At 64.1% G+C, this 17,061-nt stretch carries 11 protein-coding genes and 3 pseudogenes; 6 read left to right on the top strand and 8 right to left on the bottom strand.

What is annotated here, in order from left to right:
• Positions 1-20 precede the first annotated feature (20 nt).
• Positions 21-1,946, bottom strand: a complete 1,926-nt coding sequence (locus SCMU_RS19555; RefSeq protein ID WP_229230738.1) for a bacteriocin-associated integral membrane family protein — start codon at positions 1,944-1,946, stop codon at positions 21-23.
• A gap of 229 nt (positions 1,947-2,175) precedes the next feature.
• A complete protein-coding gene (locus tag SCMU_RS19550; protein ID WP_274602897.1) occupies positions 2,176-2,466 on the bottom strand; it encodes a lactococcin 972 family bacteriocin in 291 nt (96 codons plus the stop codon).
• Positions 2,467-3,071: 605 nt separating this feature from the next.
• On the opposite strand from SCMU_RS19550, the gene SCMU_RS19545 reads away from it, so the two are divergent.
• From SCMU_RS19545 to SCMU_RS19540, 3 genes and pseudogenes are all read left to right on the top strand, one after another.
• The gene (locus SCMU_RS19545) at positions 3,072-3,653 is read left to right on the top strand and encodes a recombinase family protein (protein WP_229230736.1); all 582 of its coding nucleotides are present in this window, start codon (positions 3,072-3,074) and stop codon (positions 3,651-3,653) included.
• A gap of 78 nt (positions 3,654-3,731) precedes the next feature.
• A pseudogene (locus SCMU_RS21080) lies at positions 3,732-3,902 on the top strand (AAA family ATPase); the annotation flags it as partial.
• 72 nt (positions 3,903-3,974) lie between these two features.
• Positions 3,975-4,514: a hypothetical protein gene (locus SCMU_RS19540; protein ID WP_229230735.1), complete on the top strand. Its 540-nt coding sequence runs from the start codon at positions 3,975-3,977 to the stop codon at positions 4,512-4,514.
• Between the two features lie 84 nt (positions 4,515-4,598).
• On the opposite strand, the pseudogene SCMU_RS19535 reads toward SCMU_RS19540, so the two are convergent.
• Positions 4,599-5,994: pseudogene (locus SCMU_RS19535) on the bottom strand (IS1380 family transposase).
• 242 nt (positions 5,995-6,236) lie between these two features.
• Between SCMU_RS19535 and SCMU_RS19530 the strand changes: the two are divergent.
• On the top strand, positions 6,237-7,499 hold the full coding sequence (locus SCMU_RS19530) for an ATP-dependent nuclease (RefSeq protein WP_229230734.1): 1,263 nt from the start codon (positions 6,237-6,239) through the stop codon (positions 7,497-7,499).
• 287 nt (positions 7,500-7,786) lie between these two features.
• Here the strand turns inward: SCMU_RS19530 and SCMU_RS19525 are convergent, their stop codons facing one another.
• The 3 genes from SCMU_RS19525 to SCMU_RS19515 form a co-directional block, all read right to left on the bottom strand.
• Positions 7,787-8,293 carry a DUF4190 domain-containing protein gene (locus SCMU_RS19525; protein WP_229230733.1) on the bottom strand — a complete coding sequence of 169 codons (507 nt, stop codon included), beginning with the start codon at positions 8,291-8,293 and terminating at the stop codon, positions 7,787-7,789.
• A 189-nt stretch (positions 8,294-8,482) separates the two neighbouring features.
• Entirely contained in the window at positions 8,483-9,424 is a 942-nt protein-coding gene (locus tag SCMU_RS19520; RefSeq protein WP_229230732.1) for a DUF5655 domain-containing protein, read from the bottom strand.
• Between the two features lie 113 nt (positions 9,425-9,537).
• The gene (locus SCMU_RS19515; RefSeq protein ID WP_229230731.1) at positions 9,538-10,158 is read right to left on the bottom strand and encodes a hypothetical protein; all 621 of its coding nucleotides are present in this window, start codon (positions 10,156-10,158) and stop codon (positions 9,538-9,540) included.
• Between the two features lie 545 nt (positions 10,159-10,703).
• On the opposite strand from SCMU_RS19515, the gene SCMU_RS19510 reads away from it, so the two are divergent.
• A complete protein-coding gene (locus SCMU_RS19510; RefSeq protein ID WP_229230730.1) occupies positions 10,704-14,705 on the top strand; it encodes a P-loop NTPase in 4,002 nt (1,333 codons plus the stop codon).
• A gap of 287 nt (positions 14,706-14,992) precedes the next feature.
• Here the strand turns inward: SCMU_RS19510 and SCMU_RS21225 are convergent.
• A pseudogene (locus SCMU_RS21225) lies at positions 14,993-15,079 on the bottom strand (recombinase family protein); the annotation flags it as partial.
• A gap of 69 nt (positions 15,080-15,148) precedes the next feature.
• Between SCMU_RS21225 and SCMU_RS19505 the strand changes: the two are divergent.
• The gene (locus SCMU_RS19505; protein WP_229230729.1) at positions 15,149-15,967 is read left to right on the top strand and encodes a hypothetical protein; all 819 of its coding nucleotides are present in this window, start codon (positions 15,149-15,151) and stop codon (positions 15,965-15,967) included.
• A 233-nt stretch (positions 15,968-16,200) separates the two neighbouring features.
• On the opposite strand, the gene SCMU_RS19500 is transcribed toward SCMU_RS19505, so the two are convergent.
• The gene (locus SCMU_RS19500) at positions 16,201-16,608 is read right to left on the bottom strand and encodes a hypothetical protein (RefSeq protein ID WP_229230728.1); all 408 of its coding nucleotides are present in this window, start codon (positions 16,606-16,608) and stop codon (positions 16,201-16,203) included.
• Between the last annotated feature and the right edge of the window lie 453 nt (positions 16,609-17,061).

Raw genomic sequence — 17,061 nt, 5'->3', positions numbered from 1 at the left:
GTCCTTTCATTCGCGAGTGGTCAGGCGTGGCGTTCGAGGGTGCCGGCAAACACGGTCTTCGTCGAGGAGAGGTGGAAGGCGGCACTGGCAAGGATGTAGATGGGAGCTGCCGCAAACGCCCACCAGGCCTCGCCGCGCGCGCCCCCGTTCAGGGCCGCGAAGACTGCAGAGCCGAGGGCCACCGAGATCAGGCATTCCCAGCCGAGGCGTCGGGCGAGGACTCTTGCCCACGACCAGCCGCTTGTGCGGGCAACAAAGTTCCTGCGTCTTGCCGACAGCGCGTGGATCCATGCCGAGACGGCGGTGCTCATCGCCAAGGCGAGCAGGACAAGGGTGAGCGAGAGTCCCTTCATCCACGCCGACTGGTTCTGGAGCTGGCTGTTGTACAGCGCGGCGTCCGAGATCGTGTCAACGGAGAGGATCTTGCCTCCGAGTTCGTGCGCGGTGAGATAGCCGTGTACCCAGGAGGCATCATCGAAGCTGAGGTTCCCGGTGGTGAGGAAAGAGGCGACGGTCTCGGAGTTGAAGGCCTTTGCAGGATCATCGACGACGAGGACCAGTGGCCTGTGGAGTCGGAGAAGATCGCCAGGCACAGCGCCCAGTACTGGAAGTGCATTCGTCCCGGTGTAGCTGTAGAGCTTGACGCCCGCGGCCGCTGCATCCAGGGCCACGTGTCCGGCGCTGATGAGGGGGTACTGATCGGCGATGTAGCTCTTGAACGCGGGGGGAAGGGCCTGGAGGTCGGTGGGCCGGGCGGAGGAGCCGAGCGGGTTTGCCGCTGACGGGTGAAACTGAGCAGCGCCTGACATCTTCTCGAGATAGTGCTGGTCGACCATGGCGAAACCGTCGTGGCCCCCCAGATCACCTGGGTTTCCACCCCCGCGGACGATCCGGTCCCCTGGGACTGCGTAGGCGAAAGCGAGGTGTCCTTCGGCGGCCGCAGCGTTTGCCATCTCGGTCATCGAGGCTTGGCTCCGGACGAATTCGGCATCGGATCGGAAGCCGGCCCGAATCGTCACCTGATCCGACAGTGCGGACCACTGGGCACTGTCGGACGCGCTGCGTGTGGCCTCAGCAATTGATGCACCCACGACGGGCAGGACAGCGGCTACAACGATCAATGCGGCGACCTTGAGAATTTCGCTGAGGGCGGTGAAGTGCCGCTCGGGCGGCTCCCTGCCTGCGATAGCGGCCACCGCGGGCCAGGTGAATGCTGTGACCAAAAGCGCGCAGACAACAAGCAGCGCTCCGCAGCAGGACAAGAACACAAGGGCCGTGACTATGAATGCTGGCAGATAGCCTGCACGGCCCATCGCGGCCACAACGATGCACGCACCGGCTACTCCGAGCAGGGCGCCCGGAAGGGTCACACCGGCAAGGGATACGAGATCCTCGATGAGGATCCGGTGCGCAGGCGCACCCCCGAGTATCTTCAGAGTGCGGGCCTTTGCACGCAGGACGTACCAGCCTATGACGAGCGCCACGAGCAGGATCGTGCATGTCAGGAAGGCCAGCCAGGCGCCAGTGGTAACCAGGGACTGCTGCAGGACCTGTTGGCTGCTCTTGCGGGTGACGGTGTGCTGCATGCCGTGGTCTGTGAGCCATCGGTCGAAGGCAGCCTGTGCTGCCACAGGCCCAGATCCTACGTAGGCGCCGGAGAGGGAGGCCGTACCGATGTCGGCAGCTGAGCGAGCCTGCCCGCGCATCCCGACCTTGAACCAAGAAAGGTCCTGCGGGGCCGCGGGGGCGGATGACCCGAAGAAGTACAAAGACCGTGAGTGGAAGAAGTCTTGTGGGTCGGCAATCACGCGGGCCAACTTCACCCCGCTGGAATCCGCGGCGTCGCCCAGTTCGGATATGAGTTCATTCTTTGACAGCTGAGATCTGGATAGGTCGATACTCGCTGAAAATTCCGCCTTCGCCGGGAAGGCATCCTCTTCGGTCATGATGTAGATCGCTGATAGGACCGAAAGGAAAATGGCAATGCCAAATGACGTGGTTCGTATCAATGCTTTCAGCACTGTGCAGAGGCCCTTCTTGCAAAATCGTCCCTACTCGACTTGCACCACTTTCGTGGCCTGCATGACAGTAAAGGTTCTTCTGTTGGTGGTCGAGTGGTGCGGTGCCGGCATCTGGCATCCCCCGCCAGACACCGGCACCTAGCCTCAGGCTCGACTAACAGACCCGGTAGTAGTAGGAGTTGTGGGTCCAGGGCGTTGCTCCGAGCCGTGCGTTGGACCAGTAGCCCGAGGCAACGTTGATGCTGCTGTTGTACCCCCAGTCGTTCATGACGGAGGACCCGTGGCAGCGGTAGGCGAGGTAGTCGGAATAGATGTCGACGCCCGTGAAGCCATAGTTCCACTGGCCGCCCTCAGCCGGGTACTGAGTGTCGGCCACAGCTGCGCCGGCGACTCCAGAAAGAGCTCCTGTGAGAGCAAGGGCAGCAATTGTTCGTTTGATGTTCATTTTCACCTTCCAAACAGCGTGCGAGTGGGAGGTGATGTTATTTTCAGCCCCCCAAGAGGGGAGCCTAACAGCCTGACTGAATTCAGGAGCATCCAGAAAGAGTAACGATATGGTTACCGCGCTTTCTGGGATCTCACCTCTTCTATCTCTTCTGACAAAAGACTGCCGCGGCGCTCTCCTCGTCTCGATCAGGCCGCCCTCCATCGCTTGTCGCGCTCAGGGGCCGTCACCCTTGCTCGATCGCACGCTGGAAGGCCAGCCAACATACTCGCGGCAGATTCCAACCGCGGGCCAGAGGAATGGGAAGGTGGGAGATGCGATTACCCGGCAGGGTGAGATGCCCGCGTGAGCGTACGACGAGTGCACGTCCGAGTCACCGCGAAGCTCCCGAGTGGTCCTGAATCAGGCCGTCATCGTGGTCCTGTTTCGGGTTGACAGACTCATTTCGCTCTGCGATCCAAGAAGCTGTGCACTGGACTTCGATCACTTGTGCAGACGACTTCGAAATCTGACAGAGGTGCCGCGGATCTCCAGGGTTCAGTTTGTATAGCTTGTCGTGTACGCGCCTATGCCATGCCATCCCCTGTTTCTGATACGGTCTCGGCATGCGTGTAGGGTACGGGAGGGTCTCGACGAGGGACCAGCACGTCGAGGCGCAGCGGGACGCCCTCGCCGCGGCCGGCTGTGACCAGATCTTTGTCGATTCGGCCTCCGGGAAGCTCGCCGCCCGACCCGGACTGGAGAAGGCACTGCTGTCGGCCAACCGGGCCGGGGACCAGCTGGTGGTGACCAAGCTCGACCGGCTCGGTCGGTCGCTGGAGAACCTGATCGACGTCTCCAAGCAGCTCGAGGCCAAGGGCGTGGACCTCGTGGTCCTAGACCAGGGCATCGACACCTCGACCCCAGTGGGGAAGATGTTCTTCCACATCCTCGGCGCGATCGCCGAGTTCGAGCACGCCCTGATGTCCGAACGGACCCGCGACGGGCTCGCCGCTGCAAGGGCCCGTGGCCGCACCGGTGGGCAGAAGCCCAAGCTCGGGCCTCGGCAGGTTCGGCTGGCGCGCGAGATGTACGAGGAGGTCGGGCCCGACGGGAAGCGCTCCCACACAGTGGCGGAGATCGCCGCCGAGTTCGGAGTGACACGCCCCACCATCTACCGGCACCTCTCAAGACAGGCCGGGCGTTAGCGCGAGGTCCCGGTGGGGACTGTCAGCTAGCTTGGGATAGGTTCACAGTGCTGTTCCGACTTGGATTGAGGGGGATCATTGGGCATTGGCTCAAGTGGGTACGAGGTCATCGGAGTCAGCCTCTTCGGTCCGCGGCCATTGGAACAGATCCACCTCCCAATAGACGGGGGTATCTTCACCTTCTTTGGCCCTAACGGCGCAGGGAAGTCCTCGATTCTTGAGGGCGTCCTGCACGCTCTTCAGGGACAACGGCGGGCAAAGTCGCATGCTTATGTTCATGTCCGTCTGATCGGTCTGGCCAGTGACCCAGACCCGGATGGGGTGAGCCAGTTCGAGGAATCGCTCTGGAAGGGCCTTAATGTCGACCATAACGAGGCACGGGGCCGAACGCGGCAGCAGCTATGGCAGTGGGCAGTTTCGGTTCTCTCCGCCCGGGCGGGGGCTGATATGGAGCCTGTCGGCGACAGCATGGTTGTCTCTCTCGCGGCACGGGGAGGGAAGGACTCCCCTTGGGAGGCCTTCTACTGCGGACCGCTGGGAGACGATGAATGGGCTCAGGTGGACGAGTTCGCGGCCCGGCAGGCGGAGCTGGTCGATTGGGCGAGACGACATATGAGAGGCGTTCGGGCGGGCCTTCCAGACTTTCTGGACATGCTGTCCGAGCTACCGTCGTCGCCGTTCATAGATGACAGCCCGATGCGGGATGATGTTCCGCTGGTCGCACCTGAGGGCGTCGGCGAGCAGTTGAACTTCTGGCCTAGCCTCGATCTTTCAGCGGGGCTGGTTGGCTGGGTGTCAGGGCTTACCGTCGGCCTGACGGTGTGGATTGTGGCATGGGGGTGCGACAGTTCTTCCCGCTGACCGTGGCGGGTGGTCGGTGCGGTTCCACTGCCGGCACGGCTGGTGCTGTTCCTGTCTCGTCGCTGCTGGGCCTGCGCTCGGTGGCTACGGCGGTGCGAGACGCGCGAGGCGGCCCAGTGCTGTGAGGATCAGGGGCGTCTCCGGCGCGGCCGCGGCCAGGCGCATGACGGTGCGGCGGGCGTGGGTGCTGATCCTTGCGGCGGTCTCGAAGATCCTGGCACGGAGCCGTTTGGGCTCCCACCTGCGCGCGGGGGGCGTCGTGGAGGGCGAGCATCTGTGCCCATGCGGTGATCTCCGCGGCGAGCATGACGAGGTGGCACCAGAGGGCGTTCGCGTGGAAGGAATGCAGGGGCAGGTTGGACAGTCCGGTGTCCTTGGCGGCCCGGATGCGGTCCTCGCACCGTGCCCGCAGCCGGTGCCGGACCTCGAGGTCGGCGAGCTGACCGCGGTCCTGGTTGGTGGCGAAGGCCGTGTAGCGCATCCCGTCCAGGTCGGTGATGCGCAGCTGCGCGCCGACATGCGGGACCTCCCGCCGGACGATGACCCGCATGCCCTCAGGCCAGCCGGACAGGTCCAGCATTCCGGTGACCTCGGCGACCCAGGCCCCGTCGCGCTCGTGCCCGTCGGCGTTGTACGCACGGGCCCAGGCCGCCTCGGGGATGCGGGGCAGGGCCTCGGCCAGCTGCGCCGTGATCGGGAAGCCCACTGAATACGAGAGGTTGCGCCGTGGCCCGGTGAGCCAGTGCAGGAACTCCTTGGTCCCGCCGGCCGAGTCGGTGCGGATGAGGACCCTGCGCCCGGACCGGAACCCGCGGGGCAGCTGCGCCAGGGCGTCCTTCGTGACAGCGACGTGGTCCGCGGCGGTGTTCGAGCCCGCGTTCCCCGGGCGCAGCAGCACTGCCAGGGGCTCCCCGGTCCCGGCGGCGCCGTGGTCGACGAACGCCGTGAGCGGGTGGAAGCCGTAGCCCTTCTTCCACGTCGGGGCCGCGTGCTCCTTCTCCGAATGCGCGGTGACCAGAGTCGCGTCCAGGTCGACCACGAGCGGCTCCCGCGCCGTGGCTCCATGGGCCGGGCAGTGCTCCCCGGCCAGGGCCCAGGCATGGGCACGGGCCGCGGCGCGCGCGGTGTTGACTGCCTTGAGCGCCTTCGCCGGCTGCTGACCCGAGAGCGCCTTCATCAGGCGGCTGACCGTCGGGTCCGACGCGACCGGCCCGTAGACCTCCGGCTGTGTCCGGAGCCGGTCCACGTCCGCCAGGCAGTCCCCGCCCATCGCCAGCGACAGGGCCAGGTCCGCGATGACCTTGCCCGGATCATGACGCGCCAGCGGCCTCCGCCACGGCGCCAGCGCCGACGAGAGGCCCGCTGCCAGCCCCGTGGCGCGCACCGTCTCGGTCAGGACGATCCCGCCGGCCTGGGAGACGACTCCGGCACCGTTGCCGTCCACGAGCACGGCAGGAAAGGGACAGGTAGACTTCTGCACCAGAAAGGTGCCTCCTTGATCTGATGGGAACGCTGCGTAGACAACAGCATTTTCCCAGATCAGAGGCACCTTTCGGCGTTCAGAGCGCTCCCGCCGGCCTCACCACACGAAAGCCCGAGGCTAGAAGCTGGCCGGTCCCTCAGTTTTCGATGGGACGGCTGGCGGTTGGCCCTGTCGAAGTGATCACAGATGGGGTGTCAGCTCGTCAGATCGGCGAGACCACCGGCCAGACGTTGATCGACATGGCTTCAGGTACGAAGAGCTTCATCAACGTGGTTGACGAAGCGGTCGAGTTCGATCCTGCATTCAACGGGCAGGTGCAGGAGATCGAGGCCCGAGCGAACGAGTTCTTCTCCCTCATGGGCTACCCGCACTACCGCCTGTCAATGGACTTGAAGGCCCCGAAGGCCTGGTTTGTCGGCCAGACACCGGAGTGGAAGGTGACCACCGCGCACCCTGCCGAGGGAGAGGAGTCCTTTACGCTGAGCGGTCTTTCGACTGCAGAGCAGAGGTGGGCGGTTGCTGCGGTTCAGTGGGCTCTGGCCGGGGTGGACGACCACAACAAGCCGAGAGTGCTCCTGATCGATGAGCCCGAGCGGGGTCTTCACAGGCTCAGAGAGAAGGACCTTCCAAGTGCTCTGAGCAGGCTTTGCGCGAAGGACCCCGGCCTCACGGTGCTCACCGCATCACATTCTCCTGCTTTCCTCGACTTGCGGTCGAACTCAGAGATCCTGAAGACAACCCGACTCCTGGGTAGCCCCACCACGGTGCACCGCATCGATTCAGCGGTCACAGGGACCCTGTCGCAGATCAGTCATCAACTCGGCCTCACCGTCGGTGATGTCCTCCAGCTGACACGGGTGTTCGTCCTGGTCGAAGGCCAACACGACGAGATCGTCCTAGGCCATCTGCTCGCTGACGATCTGGGCAAGGCATCAGCGCAGATCCTGGCTCTTCGTGGAGCGAAGGGCCTCAGGTCCGTCGCCGAGGCGAAGTTTCTCTTCACAGCAACCGAAGCCACGTTCTTGATTGTCCTTGACGGGCTTCCCATGGAGCGCATCCAGCCCATCTGGGACGAGGCCCGAAGGCACGCCGAAGCGGGCAGCTCTAAGGACGCCCGACGTGCGCTGGACAAACTGAAACAGGTTCCCGGAGGCGGTGAAGTGAAGTGGCTCCAAGAACTGGGCCAGGCTGCCCTCGAGACGGCGAAGCTCGACCGGATCCACGTCCACGGCCTCACAGGGCGAGACATCGTCGTGTACCTGCCTGAGGCATGCTTCATGACCACGCCCGTGCCTTGGCAAGAACTCGAGCGAGCGTACGAAGCATACAAACGGCACGGGGCCCCCGCCGGCCGATTGGACTTCAAGGACTGGCTCAGGAAGAATCACGGCGCCCACTTCACGCCGGAGACCATCTTGCATGCTGCTCAGGCTGCTTCCGAGATCCGCGAGATCCAGGACATCGGGCTCACGCTCCAAAGCATGGCCCGGTTCAGCTGGTGAGCGCACCGGATTTCCAGATGCTGATGCGACCGGTACTCGCCCGTCTGAGCAGCGGTTCGAAACTCCGCTCACGTGAGATCCGGGAAGTGATCGCTGATCAGTTCGAGCTCTCTCCGACTCTGCGATCGGGACGAGGTCCGGGGCCTAAGTTGGTGGATAACGCAGAGGGATGTACCAACCGGTACGGGCCCCCAGACCCGCTGAGGGGCAGGGCGGGCAGCTCTGCTGGATACCAGCGGGGAAGGGGGCGCGCGTCATCCTGCCCCTTTGCCGGACAACGGGGCGGGTCAGGCCCTGGCGAGGTAGAAGAGGGCGACCACGGCGAGCCATAGGTACCCGAGGACGAGGCCGGCGGTAGCCATGCCCTTGCCCCGTTCGCCGGTGCGGTCGATCTGCGCCAGAGCGATGTGGCCGAACACGATCCCCAGGATGCCGATGATCAGGCCGAACACCAGGGCCAGAACGGCCATCGTGTTGGTTCGGCCAGATTGGGGGGCAGGGGCGCTTCCGGGGACGATTTCGTTCGCGTAGACCGGGCTCCCGTCGGGGGTCCGGCCGACCAGTGCGTACACGGGCCGCCCGTCGGCGGTGACGCCGACCGGCTGCGCCGGCCGTGGGGCGGCTGTGTCCTGCTCCTTTGTGCTCAGGGTGGGAATCACCAGAATGCCGGCGGCGAGCACTACCCCGGCGACTCCAACTCCGATGTTGCCCGTGGCCGTGGCCACGAGGACGCAGAAGACGAGTACGGCGGCTGCGGCGGCCGCAGCCTTGGTGGTCTTGTTCGAAATGCTCACGCGTTCCCCTCATTCGATGCGGGTCCCGTGTCAGCACCTGACGGCATCCCCGCAGCAGATTCCCCGGTGGCACGCGAGGATCGGGCACACCTGCTCGGCATTTCTCCGAGGCGAGTGGATGCACCGGGCTCACGGGATCGGGCGGCCGATCAGATCGCTGGATGAAGGCCGTGGTGACGGGTCGGGGCGCTAGTTTGCCGTGTAGGCCCGCCGGGTGAGGTCCTCCACGAGCGTCCACTCGGAGTCATCGGTGACCCGCAGCTCCAGGTCACCGGTGCCGTAATGCCCGATGCTGCGCACGTCCCGGAGGAAGCCCTCCTGCAGCACGACGGTCGCCGGGTCCAGCTTGAGGTAGATAAGAAGGTTCCGTGAGGCTGGATGCACTTCCACGCAGGCGAAGTTCTTCAGCCGGCGGAATGCGAAGTACCGGGCCCGTTCATTCTTCACCACGTCATCGCCAAGGGAGAGGGCGAACGTTTCGAACTTGTCGTAGAGCGCCGCAAGCCCGGTGCCCGCCTGAGCCAGCAGCTCGGCGACTGTCTTCGGTCGGGATGCCTTCTTTCCCGCCTCTGGGGCGGCGGCCGGGGTGCCGTCGGGCATCTTCGGCGTCACGGCTGTCGTCTCGGTCGAGACGGAGGTGACCAACTCGATGGCGAGCAGCTCGGAGCCGAAGTCCCGGTACCGGACGAGCTCGACGTTGCGGTCGATCTGCCGGACCGCGTATTCGTCGTAGCGGGTGAAGTCGTTCGCGACGCAGATCAGGCGGGGCGCGGACCAGTCGATGCCCGTAGCGGCGTCCGCTCCGAGCTTTGCTGACACGAGGATCTGGAACTCGCCCCTGTGGTCCATCAGCCAGTCCAGGTAGAACAGTCCTTGGTTGATGACGTTCTCGTTGGTCGTGCGCTTGTACTCGAAGATGACCGGTGAGCCGTTCTCGTCCAGGCCCAGGGAATCTATCCGGCCCCGGTGGACTTTGCCCGTGGTGTATTCGCTGGCTAGGAAACGCACCCCGAAGGTGGTCTCCATGTTCTCCTCTATGAGGGTCTGGAGATTGCGTTCCAGGGCCACGGTCCGCGACGCGAGCTCTGTCGCCCTGCCGCCGTCAATGCGAAAGAGTTTGAGGTCGGACACAGGGCTGACTCTTTCATCAGCGACCCCCTGCTGGCGAATCAGCGCGATGACGGGCGAGGAACCACAGAAGAAGAATCCCGGGCAACCGCCGCGGGACCGTGCGCGCTGGAGCGCTATGACCTGGATGGATCTCGCCTGCCACAGTCGGCCGCACCGTCGAGCGCGCTGAGAACGATCCGTCGGTATTCGTCCGGGCGGTTCCTGTGCATTCGTCCGTTCGCAGCCGAGTAATGCGGCACCTTGGCCGAGCGAACCGTGGCCAGACCGAGTGCCTCAGCGAGGGCTGACTGATGCTGCTTGAAGGCCCAAGCGGTCCGGGCGCCAATGAGAATGAAGATCGGGTCATCCACCTCGAGGACCAGCAACTGCTCGGCAAGCACCCCAACATCGCGGACGATGATCTCCTCACTGAGGTCGAGTGTCTTCGACTTCGAGTTCACCTGGGTGAGTAGATCCGTCATGTAGGCACCCCAATGCGGGGTGTCGCGGAATGCCTCCGCCAGGAAATGGTCGTTATGCCGCGGGCCGGTGTGGAAGTTCTGCCACGGCGTGCGCTCGACAGCAGACTCGCCGGGGTTCAGCCCGAGAACGATCGAGCGGGCATGGAGGACACCGGCAAGGTCCCCGCTCGGGAAGGATATGTCGCTGGTCCGGGAGTACCTCTCGGACCGCGGCCATACAGCCCAAGAGGCAGTCAGCTCCCAAGGGGCCATCTTGTCAAGCAGTGAGGTCACCGAAGCAGTATCGCGGGCGACAGCGGAATTCTCAGACTCCGGAACGGCGCGTAAGCGTCATCTGTAGTCGAATCTGAGGCGTCGGTAGACCGTGCACCGGGCCGACACCAGGGCCTTGAGCTCGTCGGCGCTCGCGACCTTTGGATCGCTGGCCGTGACCTCGTGGCCGCCCGTCCGGCGCTCAGGTCGGTGGTGATGCCGTCGCGCAGGGAGCAGAACCTGAACGCGGTCCCTCCGCCAGTTGTCCCGTCAGAGGCACATTTGGGTCGATTTCCGAGAATGGCGGAGTGAGACACGTTGCTGGGACAAGTGGGGCCAAGGACTTCCTTGATCTTCCAAGGAAGTCTTCCGCGGTTGAGGGAGGGGTCCAAGCGGGGCGGCGTCTTCCAGTTAAAGGAACCGTTGATATGACGCCAAGGTTCCCCCGACGCTCCGGGGGGGGCGGCTTTTGGGCCGAGGCTGCCAGCGTCGCTGCGCTCGGTTTCAGGGGATCGACATCTAGAGTCTTCCGGGCTTGTAAGCGCCTGGCGCGGCAGAATAGCGCTGTGAACATCCCAGCAGAGCCGTCGGACTCACCGGTCCCAGATGGGCGTCACGCGGATCTGCTGCCCACCGGGAATCTATCGCCTGATCGATTCGAGGACTTCACCGAGGATCTCCTTAACGCGCACCGGTTCGTGGCGGAGCCTGCCCGGCATGTGCTGCGGGTCCAACGATGGGGCCGTCGAGGCGACAAGCAGCACGGAATCGACTTCGAGGGAACCTGGAGCGACGGCACAGCGGTCGCGTGGCAGTGCAAGCGACTGGACAAGCTGAGTGAAGCTGACGTCCATGCGTTCGTCGCTGAGTGCACCTTTGTAGCGGATGAGTACTACATCGTCTATTCAGGCGAGGCTTCCTCCGCCGCTCGACGCGCAGTGAAGGCCCATGAAGGCTGGGACATCCTCGACCGGCGCGGCCTCACCCAGATGCTGGAGGACGTTCCGCTACACAGGCAAAGGCGACTGCTCGATGCGATGTGGGGCGAGACGTTTCGGCGCCACTTCCTTCGAGTTCCGGGAGACGACTCGTTCCTCGGCCTCCAGGACATGACCGACCGTCGTCGGAGCGCAGACGATCTGCTGAATGACCTCGGACCAACGGCCGGGCGGGTCAAGGAAACCGAAGCCCTGGCCTCCGCGTTGGACCGCACGCAGGATTGGCCGAGGGTCGTAATTGTCAGCGGTGTCGGCGGTATCGGCAAGACCCGTCTCATGGTCCAGTGCTTGAATACATTTCAGGAGTCGAATCCTCAGATCCAGGTGCTCTGGCTCTCTCCCGGCCAGAGCCCCGACGTGGCTGCAGTGCGCGAACTGCCGTTGACGCCCGCCGTGGTGGTCGTCGACGACGCACACCGCATCGGGGACCTCGGACCTCTCCTGAACTATGCCAAGCAGTACCCGGACACCCAGCTCGTGCTCGGTGCCAGAGGATTGGAGTCGCGATCAATCCTTTTCGGGCTGCTCCGAGGGGGCTTCAACCAGGACGAGATCCGTCACATTTCGGTCGAGCCCCTCAGGGAGCGCGAGAGCCGCAGTCTGGTGACGGCGCTTTCCGACGGCCTCTCGATCGACTACCCGCTTACCGAACTTCTGGTCCGTCAGGCGTGCGATGCACCGTTCATGGCAGTTCTGACGCTGAACATGATCCGGCGCGGGCTGCTGTCAGGACACCTGGCCGTCAATGCCGGCCTGAGGCAACAGGTGATGGCCCGATATGAGGATGTGCTCGTGGAAGGCGTCGACGCGGTCGAACGCCGCCGCGTCCAGAAGGTGCTGGCCACACTATCAGCGCTCGGCGCGGTTGATCTCAACGACAAGGAGATCCGCACAGGCATCATGGAGATGGGTGGGATCGAGTTGGAGGACTACCTCGAGCTTCTCGCACAGCTCCGGGACCGCGGTGTGCTGCTTGAACAGGGTGGCAGGGCAAGAGTTGGGCCTGAGCTGTTCGCCGACCAGGTCCTAGAGCAGGCATCAGTGATTGGGGGGAACCCCACGAGCTTCATCGCGACCCTCTGGGACGCACTCGGAGAGGTGGCTCGCGAGGATCTCCTGACATCGATCGGCAGTCTTGAGTGGCGGCTTTCCCAGCTGAAAGGCCCAAGCGTCATGAACCCCGTCTGGGCAGGGCTCGAGGCTGTAATCGATCGGGGCGGTTACGGGACCCTGTACGCCCTCGCCGGACACCTTGGCATGCTGCCGCTCACCCAGCCCGCCAAGACGGTGTGGATTCTGGGCCGAATCCAGCACCGGCTGGACGTACTCGACGCGCTTCCACCCGACGAGAATCCCTCAGGCCGGTCCCTCGACGACGATCGGGCCGCGATGTTCGGATCGGGGCTGATTGACCGCACGGCCGTGGAGCGCAGGCTGGCCGCTCCGTATGGAGCCTGCGCCGCCAACGAACCAGAGGTATTGGAGGAAGTCCTCGATGCCCTCTGGAGCCTTGGCCGAGGAGACCCACGCGCCATCGACAAGGCGCTCGACCATCCGTGCAGGGTCATCCTCGACCAGCTCTGCAATTTGGCACGACTCCCTGACCGGTCTTATCCGCTGCGGATCATCGCAGCCGTCGCGCGATGGCTCGCCGAGCCGCCCCGACCAGACGATGCCCTCACGCCGTTGTTCGCAGTCGCGCCGTTCCTTGCCAAGGAGGGGACGACGACGGATATGGGTCACAACGCGCTCTCGCTGAAGTCTTACCTAATTGATCCCGCATCGGCCCGCCCGCTCAGGGACGCCATCAGGGAGCTGTGCTTGGGAGCGGCAAGCGACGAGAACCTGCCGCTGACCGCCGAGATCCTCAAGCTGCTCGAGGGAGCGGTGAGCGAGCCCATCGGGTTAGTCGGCGCACAGGTGGACGACGAGCACCGGACTGTGTGGTCCGAGGACGATCTGGCAACCATCGCGACCCTGCGCACCATCGCGGAATCCACACACAAGTCCGTCGTCCGCAGAGCGGTCCGACGCGCCGCCGAGATACCGGCCGCGCACGCCACCTCGCCGGAGATGAGGCACGCAGCGCTGTCACTGCTGACCTGGCTGGACCAGCTCGAGGACGATGATCTGAGCGACTATCTCCTCGGCGGCGAAACCCTTGCCGGACCGGCTTCCCAGCGCGGCCAGACCGTGCCCCCGCTGGAGGAGCTTCGAAAAGCTATCTCGGCAGCGTCCTCTACTGACCCGGATGCGAAGACCGATGACTTCGACTCCCGGTGGCAGGAGCATCTTCTGCGCGTTCAGGCGAGCCTGACTCGTCTTGCAGACTCGATTTGGCCGCCGAGCAATAGTCCAAAAGCGGGGGTACAGCGCGTAGACCGCGAGCTGCGCGAGGCGCTGTTGATGTCAGAGGCATCGCCTACCATGCCCCCAAATCAGATTGTGGAACTCTTCTCCCATCTTGTGGCACACCGTCCAGCTCACCTCGTCGGTATCGTCGAGGAAATCATCGAGCTGCCCGACGGGCCGATCGACCTAGGGGTTCCGGTGCTCCTTGAAGGGCTACGCAGCGGGGACGAGGTCTTCCTGGAATCACTGTTCATTGAGATGCAAAACCAAAGGGAAGGCATGCGGCGGGCCGTGGCTCGCGCCGCACGCATATACGGGTGGGCGGAGCGCGGCGGCCCCTACGCTGAGGTCGTCATGCGAGGAACAACAGACCGGTCGGAAGGCGTTCGGCAGGAGTTCCTTGCCGCGCTCCCACTCATGAGTGACCCTGTGTCGGTCTCGGGATCACTCATCGAACATGGGGCCGACGAAGGCACCATCTCGGGGATCCTCGGAGCGGCGGCTGGCCTTCACGGACTGAACTGGGGCCGGGAGCTGACCTCGGAACAGGCTTCGGCGGTCCTCGACCTCCTATCCCGCCTGAAGGTCGGGACATGGCAGACCGAAACCCTGATCGCCGACATTGCCAGCAACCACGCGCGCCTCGTTCTCGACCGACTGTCGAACGATAGAGCGCTTGGTCAGTTACTGCGACTTCCCATGTACGGGATCCTCCAGCAAACACTCGCCGAAAACCCTGGGGCAATCGCCGGTTGGATTCTCGCCGAGTGTAAAGGACCGAACCAGGCCGGAGTCGCCGAGGTGCTCAGTAAGGTCGTCGGCGAAAGGCTTCCCCACCATGTCAAGGACGCTCTGATTGCCGCCGCAGGAGATCTCGACGAAGAACAGCTATCGCATCTTTTCGGCATCCTTTCTCCGATCGATGCATGGGCAGCCCATCACATCGACCTCGCTCGCCGCCTGATCCACCGCGCACGACAGCTCGGACCGGAAACACTGGGCAACGCCCTGGACCAGATTCGCCGCCGGCTCACTCCGACCTTCTGGACCTACCATGGCCCCGAGTCGCCGGAACTTCGGGCAGCACTCGCCAGCCTGGCAGCTGCGTCCAAATCAGAGACAGACGCTGACCTCCACGAACTGGAGCTGGGCGCTGAACGGAGTCTCATCGACCGGATTGCACAAATAATGCAAGAATTCGAGGAAGAAAACAGTTAGCATCCTCCGCCGCTGAGGTGGTGGGATGGCCGGATACCAATCGTGACTGTCTCATCAAAGGATCGGCGGGATCGTTCAGGGCTGTCTGGCCTTCTGGGTGTGGGTCTTGAGGGGTAAGGTATTCGGGGCCGCCGTAGCATCCGAGACTCACAGGCGGATATGGCTGGGCCTGCAGGGTGTCTTGCAACCCTCGGGATACGAGGCGTCTCCTCTACCGGACGACCACGGCGACGCAGCGCTGTGGATTTGACCGCTCTTTGGCGGTGTTCTGTGATCGCTCGTTGTCGCTAGCCCTTGAGTGCTTGCGATCGCCTGTAGAAGGTGGCCCGGGACATCCCGAGGTCGCGTGCGACTTGTGCGGCTGGCTCGCCGCCGTGCGGCTTCCAGCGTCGGCCGGGTAACGGACGACCGCTGGGGACCAAGTTGGCTCCTATGATCAAGCCATGGCTGATCTGGGGGACGAAGAAGCACTGGCCGAACTGGAGGCCATCCGAGATTGGGCTCGTGAGCATTTGCAGGACATCGCCTCCGAGGAAGCAATGGCAATTCACGAGGGGAGCCTGCTCGCAGAAGATCTCACTCTCCACGGGGCCGATGGGTACGTCGTTTCGGTCTGCAAGGCCATGACTTCCACGTCGCTCGACCAGCTTGGTTCCGCCACATCGCTGATCGTCGACACACTCCAAGTAAGTTCCGGCGGTACGGCAACGATGGTGCGAGGAGCGATTGAATCAGCATCGATGGCTCTGTGGGTCTTGTTCGGTAAGGACGGGAGAGAGCGACGCGAACGGGCACTTCGCGTGCGCTACGACTCGGCACGGAACGCGATCAACTTCCTGGCCAAACGGAAGGGCATGGTCGACTCAGGAGGACTCAAAGGCCTCGAGGACGAGTTCAAGTCTGAACAGGAAAATCTCCTAGCCTCTGCCGCAAAGTTGCAGCTCAAACCCCAAACAGTGAAGGCGAAGCCGGTGCGCACGGATATCGTCCAAGTTGTCGACAGAATCCGCCAGAACGACTATCTCGCCATGTGGCAGCTGTGCTCTGGGTACGCGCACGGGTACTCTTGGGCGCCTCGTCTCTACAACCAGCCAACCGCCCGAGTCGACCTCGGCCCCGGATCGGGTCTTCATGCTGGCCACATGAGCTTTGATAATGCGCTCACGATGGTTCGCAAAGGCCGTGACGCGGTTCAGGATGCTCTCGCCGTCTTTGACGCCGTGCGATTGCCGGCACGAACCGTTCCACCACCTCCCCGCTGACCTGCAAAGGGAGCCTATCGGAAGGGCTGGACGATGGTGCACGCTCCGGTGCGGCCATAGCCGGTGACCTTGCGGCGCTGCCGGTGCGGGTTCTTCTGGCGCGCTGAGGTGCCCGCGCTGCCCCGCCCAGACGACCCCTTCGTTGGCGGCCTCGAAGTCATTGCCCCGGCTGGCTAGTTAGAGGCGCATCTTGCTTCCGGCGCGGGGGAGCCTGGCACGCTCCCCGGGAATGGCTACTTCTCCTCGAAGGTGAGGGACCCTCCCGAGCCGGGAGCCGGGTTGGCGGTGACCGTCACGTGGACGTTCCGTCCTTGCACGGTTGTATACGTGTCGACGAGTCCGCCGCTGCTCTTCTGCGCGGACAGAAGGGTCGCGTCCGCCCACTGCTTGCCGCCCACCTCGCGCATCATGCAGCCCGCCTTGGCACCGTCGTTATAGCCGTACTTGAAGGTCGCGGTCTTGCCCCCGCTGCTGATGTCCAAGGTCGAGTCCGGGACGCTGCAGGTCTGCGCGGCACGCTTTGCTTCCCCCTCCACGACTGGGCTCGGGGCGCAGCCCGTGAGCAATAGCCCGATGATCGCCAGAGCTGCCGCGGCCATGCCTCGCCGCAGGTGAAATTCGGTGAATGTCCCCCAATTCATGGTGGCAGCCTACTGCCGGAACGGCGCCAGCTGGAGGCGGCCGCGATGCACTCGGCCGTGTCGACGACGCTCCGGGGCCGTGCCGCACACATCGCGGGGGTGAGGCCAGCCAGCCAGGCCTCTACGGTGTCCTGCGGATCACGAAGGCAACGCATTTGCAGCTCCCCGGTGCCGTCTCGAAACCTCTATGTGTCCGAACGCATGCCATGCAAGACGATCAAAGCCTTCGGTTGCGACACCGAGCGATCACAGAACGCCGCCACGTACCGCACAAATCCACACCATTGACCCGAGGACCTCAAGCCGCTGTCTCGTCAAAGGAACCATTGCTGGGCATCATGGGCTCACCGGCATTCACGGTTGTCTACTTCGCGAGCAGGGCGCTCCGTGGGGACTGTCGGAAAAACGGTGTGTGGGGGCTTGGCCTGACTGGAAGGACAGGCCGTGTCGGAC

Source organism: Sinomonas cyclohexanicum (genome assembly GCF_020886775.1).
GTDB lineage: Bacteria > Actinomycetota > Actinomycetes > Actinomycetales > Micrococcaceae > Sinomonas > Sinomonas cyclohexanicum.
Note: the sequence above shows the minus strand (reverse complement) of the source record. Positions and strands in the feature narration are given on the sequence as shown.

Bases quoted from the DNA above. Each gene is read 5' to 3' on its own strand.
- SCMU_RS19555 (WP_229230738.1), bottom strand. From the start codon at position 1,946: ATGACCGAAGAGGATGCCTTCCCGGCGAAGGCGGAATTTTCAGCGAGT.
- SCMU_RS19550 (WP_274602897.1), bottom strand. From the start codon at position 2,466: ATGAACATCAAACGAACAATTGCTGCCCTTGCTCTCACAGGAGCTCTT.
- SCMU_RS19545 (WP_229230736.1), top strand. From the start codon at position 3,072: ATGCGTGTAGGGTACGGGAGGGTCTCGACGAGGGACCAGCACGTCGAG.
- SCMU_RS19530 (WP_229230734.1), top strand. From the start codon at position 6,237: ATGGCTTCAGGTACGAAGAGCTTCATCAACGTGGTTGACGAAGCGGTC.
- SCMU_RS19505 (WP_229230729.1), top strand. From the start codon at position 15,149: ATGGCTGATCTGGGGGACGAAGAAGCACTGGCCGAACTGGAGGCCATC.
- SCMU_RS19500 (WP_229230728.1), bottom strand. From the start codon at position 16,608: ATGAATTGGGGGACATTCACCGAATTTCACCTGCGGCGAGGCATGGCC.